Below are 19,570 nucleotides of genomic sequence, written 5' to 3' on the forward strand. Positions count from 1 at the left end.
TTTGGGGATAAAGGGCGGCAGCGTCGGCAAAAACAGCCAAAAATTCAGCAGCATCACCGCCGCCGGCAGGCTCTTTGGTTTGGATGCCTTATTGGTTTATACCCGCCGCTTCGGCAAAGAAACCAAAAACCGCTCGACCGAGGGCGATGTCAAAATTGAAAACAAGGGGTATGTTTTCAGCCCAACCCAACCATTCAGCAAGTACCAGACCTATGTTGCCACAGGGGTTGCGCGCTCCCGACCCGACCCGCAAGAATGGGTAAACAAAAGCACCCTGTTCAAGCTGGGCTACAATTTCAACGACCGCAACCGCATCGGCTGGATTTTTGAAGACTCGCGCACCGACCGTTTTACCAACGAGCTGTCTAATTTGTGGGTGGGTACAATTTACTCTCCCGCGACGGGCGACTACCGCCACCGCCAAGACGTGAGCTACCGCCGCCGCACCGGCGTCGAATACAAAAACGAATTGGAACACGGCCCGTGGGACAGCCTCAAGCTGCGTTACGACAAACAACGCATCGATATGAACACTTGGACTTGGGACGTCCCGAAAAATTACGATACAAACGGCATCAACGGCGAGGTTTACCATTCGTTCCGGCACATCCGCCAAAACACCGCGCAATGGACTGCCGATTTTGAAAAACAACTCGACTTTTCCAAAGCTGTTTGGGCGGCGCAATACGGCTTGGGCGGCGGCAGGGGGGACAATGCCAACTCGGATTACAGCTATTTCGCAAAACTGTACGACCCCAAAATCCTCACGTCCAACGATGCCAAAATCACGATGCTGATCGAAAACCGGTCGAAATATAAATTTGCCTATTGGAACAATGCGTTTCACTTGGGCGGCAACGACCGCTTCCGCCTGAATGCGGGCATACGCTACGACAAAAACAGCAGCAGCGCGAAAGACAATCCGAAATACACCACCGCCATCCGAGGGCAGATTCCCCATTTGGGTTCGGAACGCGCGCACGCCGGCTTCAGCTACGGCACGGGGTTCGACTGGCGGTTTACCAAGCATCTGCACTTGTTGGCAAAATACAGCACCGGCTTCCGCGCGCCGACTTCGGACGAAACCTGGCTCTTATTCCCGCACCCCGATTTCTACCTGAAAGCCAATCCCAACCTTAAAGCCGAAAAAGCCAAAAACTGGGAATTGGGTCTGGCGGGCAGCGGCAAGGCGGGCAACTTCAAGCTCTCGGGCTTCAAAACCAAATACCGCGACTTTATCGAATTGACGTATATGGGCGTTTCGTCAGATGATCCGAACAAACCCACCTACGCCCCGCTTTCAGACGGCACGGGCACGGCATTGGTCAGCTCGCCCGTCTGGCAAAACCAAAACCGCACCGCCGCCTGGGTGAAAGGCATAGAGTTTAACGGCACTTGGAACCTCGACAGCATCGGGCTGCCCAAAGGTTTGCACACCGGCCTCAACGTCAGCTACATCAAAGGCAAGGCAACGCAAAACAACGGCAAAGAAACGCCCATCAACGCGCTTTCGCCGTGGACGGCAATTTACAGCTTGGGCTATGACGCGCCTTCCAAACGCTGGGGCATCAACGCCTACGCCACGCGCACCGCCGCCAAAAAGCCGTCCGACACCGTGCACAGCAACGACGACTTGAACAACCCCTGGCCTTATGCCAAACACAGCAAAGCCTATACGCTGTTCGACCTTGCCGCCTACCTCAATATCGGCAAACAGGTAACGCTCCGCGCCGCCGCGTACAACATTACCAACAAGCAATACTACACTTGGGAATCTTTACGCAGCATCCGCGAGTTCGGCACGGTCAACCGCGTCAACAACAAAACCCACGCCGGCATCCAACGCTTTACCTCGCCGGGCAGGAGCTACAATTTCACCATCGAAGCGAAGTTCTAAGCTCCTGATGTGCCAATGCCGTCTGAAACCCGATGATTTGGGTTTCAGACGGCATTTTTTACGGTCGCACCGCCGCCCCCTTTCAGGCTTGTACCAAGCCCAATCCCGCAACTCTCCGTCATTCCCATGGAAGTGGGAATCTAGAAACGCAAAGCTGCAAGAATTTATCGGAAATGACTGAAACTCAACGAACCTGGATTCCCGCCTGCGCGGGAATGACGATATTTCAGTTTTCTGTTTTTGATTTTTTTGTTTTTACAGGAATGACGGTCTTTTCATATCGAAAAAAGTTGCCGTACCGCGCCGATAATTTCCGCCTGCGCGGAATGAAGATTCAAGCGTTGCCCGAAATTCAAAAAAAACAAAACCAAACGGATCGGATTACCGTTTTTATGGGATAACGGAATGTTCAGCCGGACACCGCCACGGTGCTTTCGATCCGTTTATTTTCCGATACAAAACCTCGAAAAAATCACGCCGAGCAGGTCGTCCGCCGTAAACTCGCCCGTGATTTCGCCGCACGCGACCTGCGCCAGCCGCAAGTGTTCGGCAAACAGCTCGATTTGATGGTTGCCGCACAATGCCGCCAGCGACAATTCTTCCTGCGCTGCTTTGAGTGCGTTGACGTGCCGCGTCCGCGCCAAAAACAGCCCTTCGCTTTCGCCCTGCCAACCGGCCTCGCGCAACAGCGTCCGTTTCAGCGCGTCCAAGCCGTCGCCCGTTTTCGCCGACAGCGCGATGACGGTTTCCGCGCCCGTACCGAACCCGCCTGCCGCGTGTGCGTGCAAATCGGATTTGCTGTGGATTTCGATGCGTTTCAACTCCGGCGGCAACGCGTCCAAAATCGCCCGTGTCTTTTCATTCAAACCCTCGCGCGGATCGACCAACACCAGCGCGACATCGGCTTCGGATACGGCTTTGCGGCTGCGTTCGATGCCGATACGCTCGACCACGTCGTCCGTCTCGCGCAAACCTGCCGTATCGACAATATGCACCGGAACGCCGTCAATCAGGATACGTTCCCTGACCGCGTCGCGCGTCGTTCCGGCAATATCGGTAACAATCGCCACCTCGTCGCCCGCCAACGCGTTCAACAGGCTGGACTTGCCCACATTCGGCGCGCCGACCAATACGACATTCAGACCTTCGCGCAAAATCGCGCCCTGCTGCGCGTTGGCAAGCACATCATCCACGGCGCGGCGCAAGCCGTCCAGTTTGCCGCGTGCGTCCGCCGCTTCGAGAAAATCGATGTCTTCCTCGGGAAAATCTAACGTCGCTTCGACCAGCATCCGCAAGGTAATCAAGTCTTCGACCAGACCGTGTATCCGCCGCGAAAAATCGCCCTTGAGCGAGCGCAACGCCAGACGCGCCGCCGAACGGCTGGATGCGTCAATCAAATCCGCCACGCCTTCCGCCTGTGCCAAGTCCAGTTTGTCGTTCAAAAACGCACGTTTGGTAAACTCGCCCGGTTCGGCAAGGCGCGCGCCCAATTCCAAACAGCGGTTCAGCAGCATATCCATCACCACCGGCCCGCCGTGTCCCTGAAGCTCGATGACATCTTCGCCCGTAAAACTTGCCGGTGCGGCAAAAAACAGTAGCAGCCCGCTATCGATTGCCTGTCCGTCCGCGTCCGTAAAATCAGCATAGGTTGCCACGCGCGGCTTGGGCGTTTTCCCGCACAAAGCCTGCGCCATCGGCAGCAGGTTTTTCCCCGATATGCGTATCACGCCCACGCCGCCGCGCCCTAGTGCGGTAGCGACTGCCGCAATCGTTGGAACGTTATCCGACATAAAACCCCCGAAAATTCAAAACAGCCGCGATTATAGCAAATGCCGTCTGAAGTCCGACGGTTCGGCTTTCAGACGGCATTGCCGGCTTGTGTAAAACGATATTCCGACACCGCACGGCACAACCCCGCCCCGCATTCCGCCTCCGGTCGGTTTTTATCGCCGAAAACGGCGGGGTTCCGACCGAAAAGGAACGGGGATAAAGTAAAGTGTGATATGATTTCGCATTCAGAATGATACCTTTATGTGCAACCCATCAATTGCCCCGGCTCCGGCGGGTTGATAAAAATCCCCGTTTTTTTCCTTCCCGCCCTTCCCTGCACCATCTCCGAACAGAAGCGGCAAAATACGCCGAACCGCACATATAGGCACATCCCGCGCGCCGCCCGGAAGCGGAAGCCGCGCCCTCCCAAACAAACCCAAATCCCACCGTCAAGTAAGGAAAAATAATGAAAATAACCGACAAACGGACAACCGAAACACACCGCAAAACCCCAAAAACCGGCCGCATCCGCTTCTCGCCCGCTTACTTAGCCATATGCCTGTCGTTCGGCATTCTGCCCCAAGCCCGGGCGGGACACACTTATTTCGGCATCAACTACCAATACTATCGCGACTTTGCCGAAAATAAAGGCAAGTTTGCAGTCGGGGCGAAAGATATTGAGGTTTACAACAAAAAAGGGGAGTTGGTCGGCAAATCAATGACAAAAGCCCCGATGATTGATTTTTCTGTGGTATCGCGTAACGGCGTGGCGGCATTGGTGGGCGATCAATATATTGTGAGCGTGGCACATAATGGCGGCTATAACAATGTTGATTTTGGTGCGGAGGGAAGCAATCCCGATCAGCACCGTTTTTCTTACCAAATTGTGAAAAGAAATAATTATAAGCCTGACAATTCACACCCTTACAACGGCGATTACCATATGCCGCGTTTGCATAAGTTCGTAACCGATGCAAAACCTGTCGAAATGACGGGTGACATGAGGGGGAATACCTATTCCGATAAAGAAAAATATCCCGAGCGTGTCCGCATCGGCTCAGGACACCACTATTGGCGTTATGATGATGACAAACACGGCGATTTATCCTACTCCGGCGCATGGTTAATTGGCGGCAATACACATATGCAGGGTTGGGGAAATAATGGCGTAGTTAGTTTGAGCGGCGATGTGCGCCATGCCAACGACTATGGCCCTATGCCGATTGCAGGTGCGGCAGGCGACAGCGGTTCTCCAATGTTTATTTATGACAAAACAAACAATAAATGGCTGCTCAACGGAGTTTTGCAAACGGGCTACCCTTATTCCGGCAGGGAAAACAGTTTCCAGCTGATACGCAAAGATTGGTTCTACGATGACATTTACAGAGGCGATACACATACCGTCTTTTTCGAACCGCGCAGTAACGGACATTTTTCCTTTACATCCAACAACAACGGTACGGGTACGGTAACAGAAACCAACGAAAAGGTTTCCAATCCAAAGCTTAAAGTACAGACAGTCCGACTGTTTGACGAATCTTTGAATGAAACTGATAAAGAACCAGTTTACGCGGCAGGGGGTGTTAATCAGTACCGTCCAAGGTTAAACAACGGTGAAAACCTTTCTTTTATCGATTACGGCAACGGCAAACTCATCTTATCAAACAACATCAACCAAGGCGCGGGCGGTTTGTATTTTGAAGGAAACTTTACCGTTGCACCCGAATCCAATCAGACTTGGCAAGGCGCGGGCGTTCATATCAGTGATGGCAGTACCGTTACTTGGAAAGTAAACGGCGTGGCAAACGACCGCCTGTCCAAAATCGGCAAAGGCACGCTGCACGTTCAAGCCAAAGGGGAAAACCAAGGCTCGATCAGCGTGGGCGACGGTAAAGTTATTTTAGATCAACAAGCAGATGAAAATAATAAAAAACAAGCCTTTAGTGAAATCGGCTTGGTCAGCGGCAGGGGGACGGTGCAACTGAATGCCGATAATCAGTTCAACCCCGACAAACTCTATTTCGGCTTTCGCGGCGGTCGTTTGGATTTAAACGGGCATTCGCTTTCGTTCCACCGTATTCAAAATACCGATGAAGGGGCGATGATTGTCAACCACAATCAAGACAAAGAATCCACCGTTACCATTACAGGCAATAAAGATATTACTACAACCGACAATAACAACAGCTTGGATAGCAAAAAAGAAATTGCCTACAACGGTTGGTTTGGAGAGAAAGATGCGGCCAAAACAAACGGGCGGCTCAATCTGAATTACCAACCGACAGAAGCGGATCGCACTTTACTGCTTTCCGGCGGAACAAATTTAAACGGCAACATCACGCAAACAAACGGCAAACTGTTTTTCAGCGGCAGACCGACACCGCACGCCTACAATCATTTAAACAACCATTGGTCGCAAAAAGAGGGCATTCCGCACGGAGAAATCGTGTGGGACAACGACTGGATCGACCGCACGTTTAAAGCGGAAAATTTCCATATTCAGGGCGGGCAGGCGGTGGTTTCCCGCAATGTTTCTAACATTGAGGGGAATTGGACAATCAGCAATAACGCCAACGCCACATTCGGTGTTGTGCCAAATCAGGAAAATACCATTTGCACGCGTTCGGATTGGACCGGATTGACGACTTGTAGAACAGATAAATTAACTGATGAGAAAACCATTAAATCATTGCCGCGCACGCAAGTGAAAGGCAATGTGCAATTATCTAACACTGCAAATCTTTCGGCTTCAGGGCTTGTAGATTTAGTTGGCAATGTAACCCTAACAAATCAAAGCCAATTTACATTAAGCAATAATGCAACCCAAACAGGCAATATCCGACTTTCCGACAATGCAACTGCAACGGTGGACAATGCCACTTTAAACGGTGATGTGCATTTAACGGGTTCTTCCAAATTTTCTTTAAAAAACAGCCATTTTTTGCATCAAATCCAAGGCGGGGAAGGTACGGCGGCAGTGTTGGAAAATGCGGATTGGACAATGCCCGGTGATACCGCAGTGCAGGATTTAACGCTAAATAACAGTACGGTTACCCTAAATTCGGCATATCCGACAACCGGCGCGGCAGACACAAGCGGCACGCCGCGCCGCCGCCGTTCGTTAGAGCCGGAGGTTCGGCCAACTTCAGCAGAATCCCGTTTCAACACGCTGACAGTAAACGGAAAATTGAACGGTCAGGGAACATTCCGCTTTATGTCGGAACTCTTCGGCTACCGCAGCGACAAATTGAAGCTGGCGGAAAGTTCCGAAGGCACTTACACCTTGGCTGTCAACAATACCGGCAACGAACCCGTAAGCCTCGAACAATTGACGGTAGTGGAAGGAAAAGACAACAAACCGCTGTCCGACAAACTTAATTTCACCCTGCAAAACAATTATGTAGATGCCGGTGCGTGGCGCTATCAGCTTATCCGCAAAGACGGCGAGTTCCGCCTGCATAATCCGGTCAAAGAACAAGAGCTTTCCGACAAACTCGGCACGGCGGGAGAAACAGAGGCCGCCTTGGCGGCAAAACAGGCGCAGCTTGCCGCCAAACAACAGGATGAAGAAGAAAAGGTGCGCTTGAAAAAGGCGGAAATTTCCGGCGCTGTGCCGTCTGAAAGCGAATTGAACCGCCTCAATGCCGAACTTGAAGAGGCAAAAAAACAAACCGCCGCCGCCCAAGCCGCACAGGCGGAAAAAGAAGCCGCGTGGGCGCAGGCAAAAACGGCGGCAGCCGAAGCAGGCAGACGCGCCGAAGAAGCCGATGCCGGCTACCGGCGCGGCAACACCTTGGAAGGTGCGGAAAATGCGGACGCGGCAAACCTTGCGCTGGCGAAGGCGCAAATTGCCGAACAAACCGCCAAAATCGATTGGGCGGAAGCCAAATTGACGCGCCTGAACCGAATCAAGGACGAACGTGAAAAAGCCGTTGCCGCCGCCGGGGAGGCAAAAGCCCTTGCCGACAAAATCGCGGAAACAGCGAAAGAAAAACAAGATTTGCAATCAATGGTGCTTTCACTGGCGAACGTGAAGGAAGAGCTGGTTATAACGGAGGCGGAACTGCAAAACGCCAAAGCCGAACGCGCAGGGCTGGAGGCAAAACGGGCATTGTTGGAACGCAGGCAGTCCGACAAAGCGCAAAAAGAACAGGAAGCGCAAACCGCCCTAACCGCCGCCCGGCAATCGGAAGCGGCGCGCGAAGGCGCGGCGGAAGCCAAGAAACAGGCGGAAAAAGACAACGCGCAAACCCTTGACTCGCTGAATGCGGCCGGGCGCGATGCCGCCGAGAAGGCAGAAAGCGTTGCCGAACTGGCCCGGCAGGCAGGCGGGGAAAATGCCGGCATTATGCAGGCGGAGGAAGAGAAAAAACGGGCGCAGACGGATAAAGACACCGCCTTGGAGAAACAGCGCGAAGCGGAAACCCGGCCGGTTACCGCCGCCTTCCGCCGCGCCCGCCGGGATTTGCCACAACCGCAGCCCCAACCGCAGCGCGACTTGATCAGCCGTTATGCCAATAGTGGTTTGAGTGAATTTTCCGCCACGCTCAACAGCGTTTTCGCCGTACAGGACGAATTGGATCGCGTATTTGCCGAAGACCGCCGCAACGCCGTTTGGACAAGCGGCATCCGGGACACCAAACACTACCGTTCGCAAGATTTCCGCGCCTACCGCCAACAAACCGACCTGCGTCAAATCGGTATGCAGAAAAACCTCGGCAGCGGGCGCGTCGGCATCCTATTTTCGCACAACCGGACCGAAAACACCTTCGACGACGGCATCAGCAACTCGGCACGGCTTGCCCACGGCGCCGTTTTCGGGCAATACGGCATCGGCAGGTTCGACATCGGCATCAGCGCGGGCGCGGGTTTTAGCAGCGGCAGCCTTTCAGACGGCATCGGAGGCAAAATCCGCCGCCGCGTGCTGCATTACGGCATTCAGGCAAGATACCGCGCAGGTTTCGGCGGATTCGGCATCGAACCGCACATCGGCGCAACGCGCTATTTCGTCCAAAAAGCGGATTACCGCTACGAAAACGTCAATATCGCCACCCCCGGTCTTGCGTTCAACCGCTACCGCGCGGGCATTAAGGCAGATTATTCATTCAAACCGGCGCAACACATTTCCATCACGCCTTATTTGAGCCTGTCCTATACCGATGCCGCTTCGGGCAAAGTCCGAACGCGCGTCAATACCGCCGTATTGGCGCAGGATTTCGGCAAAACCCGCAGTACGGAATGGGGCGTAAACGCCGAAATCAAAGGTTTCACGCTGTCCCTCCACGCCGCCGCCGCCAAAGGCCCGCAACTGGAAGCGCAACACAGCGCGGGCATCAAATTAGGCTACCGCTGGTAAGCAAACAAAAAGGGTTATCATTAAAATGGAAAATAGCCATATCGCCATTCTCGCGAAAGTGGGAATCCGGTTTTTTGAGTTTCGGTCGTTTCCGATAAATTCTTGCCGCTTTGAGTTTCCGGATTCCCGCTTTCACGGGAATAACAAATTAAAAGTTACTCAAAACTCAAAAGAAACCGAAACCGAACGGACTAGATTCCCACTTTCGTGGGAATGACGGATTTTAGGTTTCTGTTTTTGGTTTTCTGTTCTGGTGAAAATAACGGGATTTTGGCTTGTGGTATTTGCCGGAAAAGCAGCAACCGCTCCGCCGTCATTCCCGCGCAGGCGGGAATCCAGCCTCATCGGCACGGAAACTTATCAGAAAAAAGGTTTCTCCAACCTTGCGTCCTAGATTCCCACTTTCGCGGGAATGACGGCGGCAAGGTTTTTTCAGATAAGTTTCTGCAACATCAATGCGTCTCTTCCCAATTCATACTCGGCCTACTGCCGCTATAATCTGCGGCAGTTTTTCTTTCGCCAAATCCAACTCGGCTTCAGGGACTTCCAACATCGGTTTGGCAGACCGGATTCTCGAATCCGACGGCTATTTGAGATGGCAGGCTTTTGTCGGATACAAGTATCCGACAAAAGAACCGATGTTCACACATTGCAAAAATTCGGGAATGATTGAAATGTCGGATTCGAGAATCCGACCTACATGTCCTAAGAATTTTTTACCTACACCATGCCGATAGGTTGTGTGTGGCGGGGATGTGTTGCTACGTGTTTCGTATTGTTGTAGCATGGGCTTTGCCCACAATAATGGCGGGTAAAAGAGGTCGTCTGAAATTTTGGGGTTGATTCGTGGGCAAAGCCCGCGCTACGGGTTGGGCAGATTGGGTTGAAAACCAACAAAACCTGCATTATCTGCTTAAAAAATATCAATAAAGGGAAAATTATGAAGCTGAATTATAGACAGCTTGCCTTAGAGCTGACTATGAAAATAATGGCAGTTACGGCTTTGAGTTATTTTATCAAAACCGTTTTAGAAAACTATATGATGACGGGAAATCCAGTCGTATTACTGTTGTTGGTAGGGGAGTGTATTACGGTTTTTCTCGTGGTTTTCTCTAAATTTACGGAGACTCGAAATTTCTCTCTTTTACCCGTATTGGCAACGATGGGGGCGACTTTTTATTTTTTTGCCATTGCGTTGGGGGGGGGGTCAAATTGATTTCTGATAATGTTGCATCTGTCTTGCTCGTTTTCGGCATCTGTTGGCAGATTTACGCCAAAATTTATCTGGGCAGGAGCTTCGGACTTTTACCTGCCTGTCGAACCGTGGTGGATACCGGCCCTTATCGCTTGGTACGGCATCCGATTTATTTCGGCTATTTCATCGGACATATGGCATTTCTACTCAACAATTTCTCATTGTGGAATATTGAAGTGTTGACCCTATTGTATCTGCTTCAGTTTTTACGCATGAATTATGAAGAACAGGTGCTTAGCCGCAATGAGCAATACAGGGAATATAAATCGCGTGTGAAAAACAGGTTTATACCGTTTTTGCTGTAAACCACACATAATTATAGTGGATTAAATTTAAATCAGGACAAGGCGACGAAGTCGCAGACAGTACAAATAGTACGGCAAGACGAGGCAACGCCGTACTGGTTTAAATTTAATCCACTATAGAACCTCTAGCATGGGCTTTGCACACGGGAGATTATTGCTAGTAAGGTCGTCTGAAAAGCGTTTTCAGACGACCTTTTGTTTTGATGGCGTAGATGGTAGAACCCACGCTATGCGGCTAATGACTTAATCCCCCCTTTCGTAATACCTGCTTTACTTGAATTTCACTTCCTCCCCGAACACTTCCCGCCACAATTTCCTGACATTGCCGTAGTGGGACAGCAATTCGTCGCTTACTTCGGTTTTTGCCGCGTCGCGCAGTTTGGTGTTGTGCTGTTGCCGGCGGTAGAAGCGGTAGGCGGTGCGGCTTTGTCCGGCAAGGGTTTTATCAATCAAACCGCAGTCGGCGGCGATGTTCAAGAGGGCGATGTTGCCGTAGTTGTCGATGAGTTGCGGGTATTTTCGGGCGTGGGCAAGTATCAGATATTGGACGATAAATTCGACGTCGACCACGCCGCCGCGCGCGTATTTGACGTTGCTGTCAACCGGTGGATGGGTGGGGAACATTTTTTCGCGCATTTCGATGATTTCGCCTGCCAAGGCGGTTTGGTCGCGTTCGGCGGTGAGGATTTCGGTGCGGATGTGGTCGAAGACCGTCTGAATTTCGGGTGTGCCGCAGATGAAGCGGGCGCGGGTAAGGGATTGGTGTTCCCACGTCCATGCGTTTTCGCGCTGGTATTTTTCGAAGGCGGCGATGCTGTGGGCGAGGAAGCCGGCGTCGCCGTTGGGGCGCAGGCGCAGGTCGGTTTCGTAGAGGCTGCCCGCGCCGGTGGCGGTGGAAAGCCAGTTGGTCAGGCGGCGGGCGAGGCGGCTGTACACGTCGCCTGCTTCGGGATGGGGATCGTCGTAAAGATAGACCAAGTCGAGGTCGGAGGCGTAGCCGAGTTCTTTGCCGCCGAGCTTGCCGTAGCCAATGACGGCAAATTGCGGGGTGTCGCGGTGTTTTTTGGGCATATCCGCCCACGCGCACGAAAGGGCGGCGGCAATGACGGTGTCGGCGAGGGCGGAAAGTTGGTCGGAGAGGGATTCTACCGTCCACAATCCGGCGAGGTCTTGGACGGCGAGGTGGAAGACTTGGGCGTGTTGGAAGCGGCGCAGGGTGTCCATTTGCGCTTCGGTGTCGCCGCCGCAGGCTTCGATGCCGTCTGAAAGGGTAGCGGCGAGTGCCTGCCAATCAAACGCGGTATCCAAAAGCTGCGCGCTGATGAGTTCGTCCAACAAAATCGGATATTTGTTCAGATACGCCGCCACCCACGAGCTTTGGCTCATAATCTCTGCCAGTTGCGCCAAGGTTTGCGGATGTTCGTTGAGGAAAGCGAGATAGGCGGAGCGGCGGCTGATGTTTTCGAGGAAGTCAAACAGCCGCATCAGCGTATCGGTCGGGTTGGGTTGCGCTGCCGCCGCTTGTACCAACAACGGCACAATCGCGTCAAAACGCGGCTGGGCGTGTGCGGAAAGGTGGCGGTATTTATGGCCGTTGCGGATTTGGTCGAGCCGCGTGGCGATGGTTTCGGCATCAAACCCATATTCTTTCAGACGGCCTAGCCGTTCTTCTTCATCAGGCTTTTCCTGCCATGTCCATTGCCATTCGCTGTTGCTTTGCGTTTGTTCTTCGGGTTCGCTCAGAATTTCGTTGAACAACCGGTTGACTTGGTTTCGATGTTGATTTAAAGCGTTCAAAAAATCGGCATAATCATCAAATCCCATACTTTCGGCAAGCAGTTGCCGCTGTTCGGGCGAAGCCGGCAGGGCTTGGGTTTGCCGGTCGTCCCAGTATTGCAAGCGGTGTTCGACGTCGCGCAGGAAGCGGTAGGCGGCAAGCAGGGTTTCGACGTTTTCAGACGGCATGATGCCCAGCTCGGCAAGTTTCTTCAGCGTTTCCTGCGTGCCTTTCAGTTGCAGCGCGCGCATTTGGCCACCGCGTATCATTTGGAAAATCTGGGCGATAAATTCGACTTCGCGGATGCCGCCCGCGCCGAGTTTGATGTTGTCCGCCATGCCTTTTTTGCTGACTTCGCTGCGGATTTGGCGGTGCAGCTTACGCATCGCTTCATACGCGCTGTAATCCAGATATTTGCGGAATACGAAAGGGCGCACCAGCGATTTGATGTCGTTCGGATACGGCGTAACCACGCGGCCTTTGCACCACGCGTAGCGTTCCCATTCGCGCCCCTGCGTAATCAAATATTGCTCCAGCGCGGTTTCACTCAACACCAGCGCGCCCGAATCGCCGTCTGGCCGCAGCCGCATATCGACGCGGAACACCTGCCCATCGGCGGTAATGTCATTCAGCAGCGTAATCAGTTTCTGCCCGACTTTGGTGAAAAACTCCTGATTGCCCCGTTCGCGCCTGCCGTCGGTGTCGCCCGATTCGGGATAAACGAAAATCAAATCGATGTCGGAAGACACGTTCAACTCATAGCCGCCCGCCTTGCCCATCGCCACCACGCTCAAATGCTGCGGCGATTTCGTATAACGCCCGATCGGCGTACCGTACATATCCTGATAATAGGCGTAGGCAAAATCCAGCGCGGTATTGACGGCAAAATCGGCAAACAGCGTAATCGTACGGGTTACTTCGTTCAAATCGCTGATGCGGTTGATATCGCGCACGATAATCTGCGACACGACATAACGGCGCAACTCGCGCAACTGCCGCGCCAATTCTTCCTCGTTTTCTTCCGCGCGGATTTTGTCCCAATCGGCAAAAGCTTGGAAATCCGCTTCGGTCAACACCTTGTTCAACATCGGCAGGAAAATTTCGGGCTTGAGTTTGCCGTTGTCGAGCTGGCGGGCGAGGAAGAGGGAATGGCGGCGGGCGGTGTCGAGGCGGTTGTCGGACATTTCGGATTCCGTTTGGAAGGATGGCAGGAAGATGATGGCGGATTCACTTCAAATCAGGACAGGGCGAGGGGATGCCGTACCGGTTTAAAGTCAAGCCACTATATCATAGCAACCTTCGATGCCGTCTGAAACCTTACCCCGATATTCGGACGGACTCCTACCGATAAAAAACATCGGCAAATGCCGCTGCCCTCGTTTAGCCTTCGCCACGTTCTTTCAGAACTTTGCGGGCAATGGCTTTTTCTTGTGCCGAATTACCGAAAAAACCTTCGCTTTTTACGACGCGGCGTAATTTTTCACTGGATTCCTGCTGATATTCGTTCTGCAATTTACGGCTTTTTTCGTTAAATCGCTTTACGCCTTCTCCTGCTTCTTTTACCAAATTTGCCGCACTATCCCAAAAACCCATAATCATGTCCTCCAATCGTTTCAAATAAATAAAGTCGTTGTTTCTGTCAAGAAACAACGACAGTTTATAAACTGTCGGAAAACAAAATGCCGTCTGAAGACAGATTCTGACTTTCAGACGGCATTTCAAAACAGATTAAGCGTTCAGCAGGCTTTCATCCAAAGCCAAATCGTCGTTTCGGTTAACCGCCACTTTGCGCGCCAACACGTTTTGCGCGATTTGCTGCGCTTCGGCAAGCGAGTGCATCAGATAGGTGCCGCATTGGTATTCGTTCAACTCGGGGATTTTGCTTTGGTCTTTGACATTCAAAACATCCTGCATCGAAGCCAGCCACGCATCGGCGACCTGCTGTTCGGAAGGCGTACCAATCAAACTCATATAAAAACCGGTGCGGCAGCCCATCGGGGAAATGTCGATGATTTCCACGCCGTTTCCGTTCAAGTGGTCGCGCATAAAGCCTGCAAACAAATGCTCCAGCGTGTGTATGCCTTTTTCAGGCAGGATTTCTTTGTTGGGAACGCAAAAGCGCAGGTCGAATACGGTAATGGTGTCGCCTTTGGGCGTGGTCATGGTTTTCGCCACGCGTACGGCGGGGGCGTGCATACGGGTGTGGTCGACTTTGAAACTGTCTAGTAGTGGCATTTGGGTATCCTTTTGTGCGGGTTATGTAGATTTTCGGGATAGGATTTTGTCCAGCAAGTCATCGTCCAAGACGCGGTTTTCGACTTTCACCCATTCTCCGTCTGTTTCAGGGAAGCCGTTGCGGCAATATCCTGCCTGCTCGACAAAATCATAGACGGCATGGATGTAGCCGTTGATGCACAATGCGGCTATGGTGCAGGCATCATCCCATAAAATCAAGACATGATTGGGGATATGTTTGTCGGATACATCTTCGACATTGTAGATGTGCAAGGCATCTAGAATCCCGTCTTGCGAAGCGGCATAGAAGTAGCCCGTGTCGCCGTCGTCTTCAAAGACGACGCCATAAGGGATATGTTCGAAAAATGATTGTAAAACTTCGGGCGTGCCGACAGTAAAATTTTCGATTTCGGCAGTCCGATATAGAGGTAATTGTGCCATTGGGTAACGATCTCTTTGTGATCACTCTCAAATTACAATTCGGCAATTTCCACCGCTTCACCCGAAGCCGCGCTCAGGGCTTCGTTTAAAACGTCATAAAAATCGCGTCCGTCTCGCGTTGCCAGCCATTTGCCGTTTTGCTCGGCGAAATGGTAGCCGCCGCTTTTTGCGGCAATCCACAATTCCTGATTGGGCGTGTGGCGGTTGACGATGATTTGCGTGCCGTCTCCGGCTTCGATGGTCAGGACGTTTCCGGCAAACCGGCAGTCGAAATCCCAGCCGTTTTCGTCGATTTGGTCTTCGATGTGTTCAAATAATGCTTCGCTCGCGCGGATAAACTCGCTTTCGGTCATCATGGCTTTTTGCGTGTTTTTTGTTTAAGATACCGAATCTTGCCACATTCGCGCTTATGAAGGAAGTTTACCGATGAAATACGGCGTATTTTTTGCGGCGGCAACCGCCCTCCTGCTTTCCGCCTGCGGTTACAAAGGCGACCTCTACCTGCCCAAAGAAGGCGATACGGCGCGTTTCGGCGCAATCCAAACCGGTTTGCAGCTTCAAAGCAAGCCGCAATCTGCCCCACCAACCCGAAAATGAAAACGAAGATATGACCCTATTTTGCGAACAAGTCCCCTACCCCCGCCTTGCCGAAGAGTTTGGTACGCCGCTTTATGTGTACAGCAAATCTGCGCTGATCGAGGCATTTGAAAATTACCAAACCGCATTTGCCGCTTTAAATCCGCTTGTCTGCTACGCAGTAAAAGCGAATGGCAACCTGAGCATCATCAAGCACTTTGCTTCTTTGGGGAGCGGTTTTGACATTGTGTCCGGCGGCGAATTGGCACGCGTTTTGGCGGCAGGCGGCGATGCGGCGAAAACGATTTTTTCCGGCGTGGGCAAGAGTGAGACAGAAATCGAGTTTGCACTGAATGCAGGCGTGAAATGCTTCAATATGGAGAGCATTCCCGAAATCGACCGTATTCAAAAGGTTGCCGCGCGTTTGGGCAAAACCGCGTCCGTCTCCCTGCGCGTCAATCCCGATGTCGATGCGAAAACCCATCCCTACATCTCCACAGGTCTGAAAGCCAACAAATTCGGCATTGCTTATGCCGACGCGCTTGACGCCTACCGCCACGCCGCACAACAGCCCAATTTGAAAATCATCGGCATCGACTGCCACATCGGTTCGCAACTGACCGACTTAAGCCCGCTTGTCGAAGCCTGCGAACGCATTTTGATTTTGGTTGACGCGCTTGCCGCCGAAGGCATTGTTTTGGAACATTTGGACTTAGGCGGCGGCGTCGGCATTGTTTACCAAAACGAAAAAGTGCCTGATTTGGGCGCGTATGCCCAAGCGGTTCAAAAACTGATCGGCACACGCCGTCTGAAACTCATTCTCGAGCCCGGCCGCAGTTTGGTTGGCAATGCAGGTGCGTTGTTGACGCGCGTCGAATTCGTCAAACATGGCGAAGAGAAAAACTTTGTGATGGTCGATGCGGCAATGAACGATTTGATGCGTCCGGCACTTTATGATGCCTACCACCACATCGAAGCGGTCGAACCAAAAAACATCGCGCCGCTGACCGCCAATATCGTCGGCCCGATTTGCGAAACCGGCGACTTCCTCGGCAAAGACCGCACCATCGCCTGCAAAGAAGGCGATTTGCTGCTTATCCGCAGCGCGGGCGCATACGGTGCCAGTATGGCGAGCAATTACAACGCGCGCAACCGTGCGGCGGAGGTGTTGGTGGACGGCGGCGGATACCGACTCATCCGCCGGCGCGAAACCTTGGAACAGCAAATGGCAAACGAACTCGCCTGCCTGTAAGCCGACCATCAAAATGCCGTCTGAAGCGGTTCAGACGGCATTGTCCGTTTAAAGTGACATCTTAGGGCCGCATCGGCGGAATATTCAAGCACAGCCTATTTTTTTAATGACGGCATAACAAATCCCCGCCTCACCCGGCTGCCGAAGGGAATGGTTGAAAAAAATTACGCGCCCCTTTTATGGGGTGCAATATCTAAGGAATTGAAATGAAACACGCCCCGATTATCCTCCTGCTTGCCGGTTTGTCCGCCACCCTCCTTTCGGCGGGCTGTTCCGGTCTGCCCGCCGCACAAACCCCGCTTTACAAACTGCCGCCCGCCGCGCCCATCCAACCCGCCAACCCATACAGCCGGCCGCCTTCAAGCACGCCGGACGGCGCGTACAGCATCCGTTCTTCAAACGGGCGCGTCTTGAAAAGCATCGTCAAAAACGGCGTGTTCGACCGCTTTGTCGATATTTACCACCCAAACGGCAAACTGCATTCGCACACGCCGGTTGAAAACGGCGTGGCGCAAGGCTGGTCGCAAGGCTATACCGAACAGGGCATATTGCGGACGCGCATCCTGTACCGGGACGGGCATATCGTCCGAGCGCAAACCTTGGATGCGTTGGGCAAGGTGGAACGCGAATGGCAGCCGTAAAGGCAAATGCCGTCTGAAGCCTTCAGACGGCATTTTTAACGCTCTAAAGGCTTACTCTTCCGGCAGCCTTAACAGGGAAAGCAGCAGCCCGCCCCAAATCACCGCGATGGCGGCAAGCATCATCACAATGGCGGAAGTACTCATTTTTCTTCTCCCTGTTCATGTTCGTGTTCGTCTTTGACATTAAAATCCTGACCGTGTTTCCAAGGCAGCAGCGACAGCAGCAGCCCGAACACGACCAACGCCGCCGACATCCTCCAGCCGAAAATATTGAGGAAACCATCCGGATAATCGCCGTAATTTTTCTCCAACAATCCGGCGGTGTCCTGATACAGCATATAGCCGAGCATCACGACGGTAAACACGACGCAGGCCGTCCACAAGCCGCCGATGCGGATGGAGGACAAGGCGTTCAGGTGCCTGCGTAATTCCGGCAGCCTGCGAAATACGATAATCGCCAAAACATACAAGAAACCGGATGCCACAATGCCGTAGGTGTTGACGAATTTGTCCATCACGTCCAAAACCGGCAGCCCTGTCGCCGTACCAAACAGCAGCGTAGAAACAATGCCCATCGGAATGCAGACCAGCAGCGTGGCGTTGACGCGCCCGATGTTCAGCTTGTCCTGAATCGCCGCCACAATCACTTCAAGGATGGAAATCATCGACGTAACGCCGGCGAACACCAGCGAACCGAAAAACAATATGCCGATCAGCCAGCCCATCGGCGCCTGGTTGATAATGGTCGGAAAGGCGATAAACGCCAAACCGATGCCGCCGGAGGCAACCTCGTTGACTGCCTTACCGCCCGCCTGTGCCATAAAGCCCAATGCGGCAAACACGCCGATACCCGCGAGCAGTTCAAAGCTGCTGTTGGCAAAACCGACCACCAGCCCCGTTCCGCCCAAGTCGGTTTTTTTCTTCAAATAAGAAGAATAGGTAACCATAATGCCGAAACAGATGGAAAGCGAAAAGAAAATCTGCCCGTATGCCGCCACCCAGACCTTGGAATCGGCGAGTTTCGACCAGTCGGGCGTAAACAATGCGTCCAAGCCCTTTGCCGCACCCGGCAGCGTCAGCGAAATGCCGACCATAATCAAAAACATCACCAAAAGCAGCGGCATAAAGAACGACGAGGCGCGCGCCACGCCCTTTTGCACGCCCAAAGCCATAATGGCGGCGGTAAAAACCCACACGCCCGCCAAAGGACCGGCCACTTTGCCGACAAAATCCAAACCCAAGGCTTCCGGTCCCGCCATTTGCAGGAAGTCCTTAAAGAAAAAACCCTGCGGATCCGCACCCCAGGCAGCGTTGACCGAATAATAGGTATAGCTTGCCGCCCAACCGATAATCACCGCGTAATAGATGCAGATGACGATATTGGTCATCACGTTCCACCAGCCCACAGGCTCAAACCATCGTCCGAGGCGGCGGAAAGCCAAGGGCGCAGAACCACGGTAACGGTGGCCGATGGCATAATCGAGCAGCAGCAGCGGGATGCCCGCCGTCAGAAGCGCGACCAGATAGGGCAGGATGAACGCGCCGCCGCCGTTTTCAAAAGCAATATAGGGGAAACGCCAAATATTGCCCAAGCCGACGGCGGACCCGATGGCGGCAATCATAAACGCGCGGCGCGTGCCGAATGTGGCGCGTTCTTTCGTTTTGGAATCAGACACGTTGATACCTCTTGAGTTATTTATTAAAAACAAGCCGTTATAGGCAAAATATATAGAAACAGCGTCTGACAGGGATAATGTCTTCTGAAAAAACAAACCGGCTTGTGGCCGATTGTTTACAATCTATGTGCTTATCGTAAAAAAATTTAACGCCGATGGCAAGCGGTGAAGGCTTGAAAACGAAAAATTTTTTATCCAAATACAAAAACCACTCCATAAGAAACAACCGCCAACTTCCCCGTCATTCCCGCAAAAACAGAAAAACAAAAACCTAAAGTCCCGTCATTCCCGCGCAGGCGGGAATCCAGACACACAATGCGGCAGGAATCTATCAGAAATAACCGAAACCGGACGAACCTAGATTCCCGCTTTCGCGGGAATGACGGCGG

16 protein-coding genes are annotated in these 19,570 nt (G+C 52.7%); 8 read left to right on the forward strand and 8 right to left on the reverse strand.

Translation table 11 applies throughout. From position 1 onward, the window contains the following. Positions 1-1,897 (forward strand): TonB-dependent receptor domain-containing protein (locus KEM39_RS08790; protein WP_211709847.1); only part of this gene is annotated, 1,897 nt, incomplete at its 5' end. Between the two features lie 32 nt (positions 1,898-1,929). Continuing rightward, positions 1,930-2,298 (forward strand): hypothetical protein, encoded by a 369-nt coding sequence (locus tag KEM39_RS08795; RefSeq protein ID WP_192886294.1) that lies wholly within the window; start codon positions 1,930-1,932, stop codon positions 2,296-2,298. Between the two features lie 42 nt (positions 2,299-2,340). On the opposite strand, the gene mnmE is transcribed toward KEM39_RS08795, so the two are convergent. Further along, on the reverse strand, positions 2,341-3,687 hold the full coding sequence (mnmE, locus tag KEM39_RS08800; protein ID WP_118997127.1) for a tRNA uridine-5-carboxymethylaminomethyl(34) synthesis GTPase MnmE: 1,347 nt from the start codon (positions 3,685-3,687) through the stop codon (positions 2,341-2,343). 446 nt (positions 3,688-4,133) lie between these two features. Here mnmE and app point away from each other — a divergent pair, with 446 nt between their 5' ends. From app to KEM39_RS11625, 3 genes are all read left to right on the forward strand, one after another. After that, on the forward strand, positions 4,134-9,023 hold the full coding sequence (app, locus tag KEM39_RS08805; RefSeq protein WP_118997128.1) for an adhesion and penetration autotransporter App: 4,890 nt from the start codon (positions 4,134-4,136) through the stop codon (positions 9,021-9,023). Between the two features lie 883 nt (positions 9,024-9,906). Beyond that, the gene (locus tag KEM39_RS11620; RefSeq protein ID WP_234403392.1) at positions 9,907-10,239 is read left to right on the forward strand and encodes a hypothetical protein; all 333 of its coding nucleotides are present in this window, start codon (positions 9,907-9,909) and stop codon (positions 10,237-10,239) included. Beyond that, a complete protein-coding gene (locus tag KEM39_RS11625) occupies positions 10,236-10,583 on the forward strand; it encodes a methyltransferase family protein (protein ID WP_308020451.1) in 348 nt (115 codons plus the stop codon). The genes KEM39_RS11620 and KEM39_RS11625 overlap by 4 nt, the downstream gene beginning before the upstream one ends. 270 nt (positions 10,584-10,853) lie before the next feature. Here KEM39_RS11625 and glnE read toward each other — a convergent pair whose 3' ends face one another. From glnE to cyaY, 5 genes are all read right to left on the reverse strand, one after another. Continuing rightward, positions 10,854-13,544: a bifunctional [glutamate--ammonia ligase]-adenylyl-L-tyrosine phosphorylase/[glutamate--ammonia-ligase] adenylyltransferase gene (glnE, locus tag KEM39_RS08815; protein WP_211709848.1), complete on the reverse strand. Its 2,691-nt coding sequence runs from the start codon at positions 13,542-13,544 to the stop codon at positions 10,854-10,856. A 196-nt stretch (positions 13,545-13,740) separates the two neighbouring features. Further along, positions 13,741-13,977, reverse strand: coding sequence for a hypothetical protein (locus KEM39_RS08820; protein WP_249182696.1), 237 nt, complete (start codon positions 13,975-13,977; stop codon positions 13,741-13,743). A 111-nt stretch (positions 13,978-14,088) separates the two neighbouring features. Further along, entirely contained in the window at positions 14,089-14,595 is a 507-nt protein-coding gene (luxS, locus tag KEM39_RS08825) for an S-ribosylhomocysteine lyase (protein WP_107819167.1), read from the reverse strand. Between the two features lie 21 nt (positions 14,596-14,616). Further along, the gene (locus tag KEM39_RS08830) at positions 14,617-15,036 is read right to left on the reverse strand and encodes a DUF2251 domain-containing protein (RefSeq protein ID WP_118948646.1); all 420 of its coding nucleotides are present in this window, start codon (positions 15,034-15,036) and stop codon (positions 14,617-14,619) included. Between the two features lie 32 nt (positions 15,037-15,068). Continuing rightward, positions 15,069-15,392 (reverse strand): iron donor protein CyaY, encoded by a 324-nt coding sequence (cyaY, locus tag KEM39_RS08835; RefSeq protein WP_002239194.1) that lies wholly within the window; start codon positions 15,390-15,392, stop codon positions 15,069-15,071. A 70-nt stretch (positions 15,393-15,462) separates the two neighbouring features. On the opposite strand from cyaY, the gene lptM reads away from it, so the two are divergent. The 3 genes from lptM to KEM39_RS08850 all read left to right on the forward strand — a co-directional run bounded on the left by lptM (position 15,463) and on the right by KEM39_RS08850 (position 17,505). Then, positions 15,463-15,633, forward strand: a complete 171-nt coding sequence (gene lptM / locus KEM39_RS08840; RefSeq protein ID WP_039864217.1) for an LPS translocon maturation chaperone LptM — start codon at positions 15,463-15,465, stop codon at positions 15,631-15,633. A 10-nt stretch (positions 15,634-15,643) separates the two neighbouring features. Then, positions 15,644-16,864, forward strand: coding sequence for a diaminopimelate decarboxylase (gene lysA / locus KEM39_RS08845; protein ID WP_211709849.1), 1,221 nt, complete (start codon positions 15,644-15,646; stop codon positions 16,862-16,864). Between the two features lie 206 nt (positions 16,865-17,070). Continuing rightward, positions 17,071-17,505, forward strand: coding sequence for a hypothetical protein (locus KEM39_RS08850; RefSeq protein WP_118997135.1), 435 nt, complete (start codon positions 17,071-17,073; stop codon positions 17,503-17,505). Between the two features lie 51 nt (positions 17,506-17,556). Here the strand turns inward: KEM39_RS08850 and KEM39_RS08855 are convergent, their stop codons facing one another. Next, positions 17,557-17,649 carry a methionine/alanine import family NSS transporter small subunit gene (locus KEM39_RS08855; RefSeq protein ID WP_036470488.1) on the reverse strand — a complete coding sequence of 31 codons (93 nt, stop codon included), beginning with the start codon at positions 17,647-17,649 and terminating at the stop codon, positions 17,557-17,559. After that, positions 17,646-19,181 (reverse strand): sodium-dependent transporter, encoded by a 1,536-nt coding sequence (locus KEM39_RS08860; RefSeq protein WP_118997136.1) that lies wholly within the window; start codon positions 19,179-19,181, stop codon positions 17,646-17,648. The genes KEM39_RS08855 and KEM39_RS08860 overlap by 4 nt, the downstream gene beginning before the upstream one ends. Positions 19,182-19,570: the final 389 nt, after the last annotated feature.

It is taken from the genome of Neisseria sp. Marseille-Q1983 (assembly GCF_018224585.1).
Lineage (GTDB): Bacteria > Pseudomonadota > Gammaproteobacteria > Burkholderiales > Neisseriaceae > Neisseria > Neisseria polysaccharea.

Coding starts and splice junctions, on each gene's coding strand:
- KEM39_RS08795 (WP_192886294.1), top strand. CDS start 1,930: ATGATTTGGGTTTCAGACGGCATTTTTTACGGTCGCACCGCCGCCCCC.
- mnmE (WP_118997127.1), bottom strand. CDS start 3,687: ATGTCGGATAACGTTCCAACGATTGCGGCAGTCGCTACCGCACTAGGG.
- app (WP_118997128.1), top strand. CDS start 4,134: ATGAAAATAACCGACAAACGGACAACCGAAACACACCGCAAAACCCCA.
- glnE (WP_211709848.1), bottom strand. CDS start 13,544: ATGTCCGACAACCGCCTCGACACCGCCCGCCGCCATTCCCTCTTCCTC.
- luxS (WP_107819167.1), bottom strand. CDS start 14,595: ATGCCACTACTAGACAGTTTCAAAGTCGACCACACCCGTATGCACGCC.
- KEM39_RS08830 (WP_118948646.1), bottom strand. CDS start 15,036: ATGGCACAATTACCTCTATATCGGACTGCCGAAATCGAAAATTTTACT.
- cyaY (WP_002239194.1), bottom strand. CDS start 15,392: ATGATGACCGAAAGCGAGTTTATCCGCGCGAGCGAAGCATTATTTGAA.
- lptM (WP_039864217.1), top strand. CDS start 15,463: ATGAAATACGGCGTATTTTTTGCGGCGGCAACCGCCCTCCTGCTTTCC.
- lysA (WP_211709849.1), top strand. CDS start 15,644: ATGACCCTATTTTGCGAACAAGTCCCCTACCCCCGCCTTGCCGAAGAG.
- KEM39_RS08850 (WP_118997135.1), top strand. CDS start 17,071: ATGAAACACGCCCCGATTATCCTCCTGCTTGCCGGTTTGTCCGCCACC.
- KEM39_RS08855 (WP_036470488.1), bottom strand. CDS start 17,649: ATGAGTACTTCCGCCATTGTGATGATGCTTGCCGCCATCGCGGTGATT.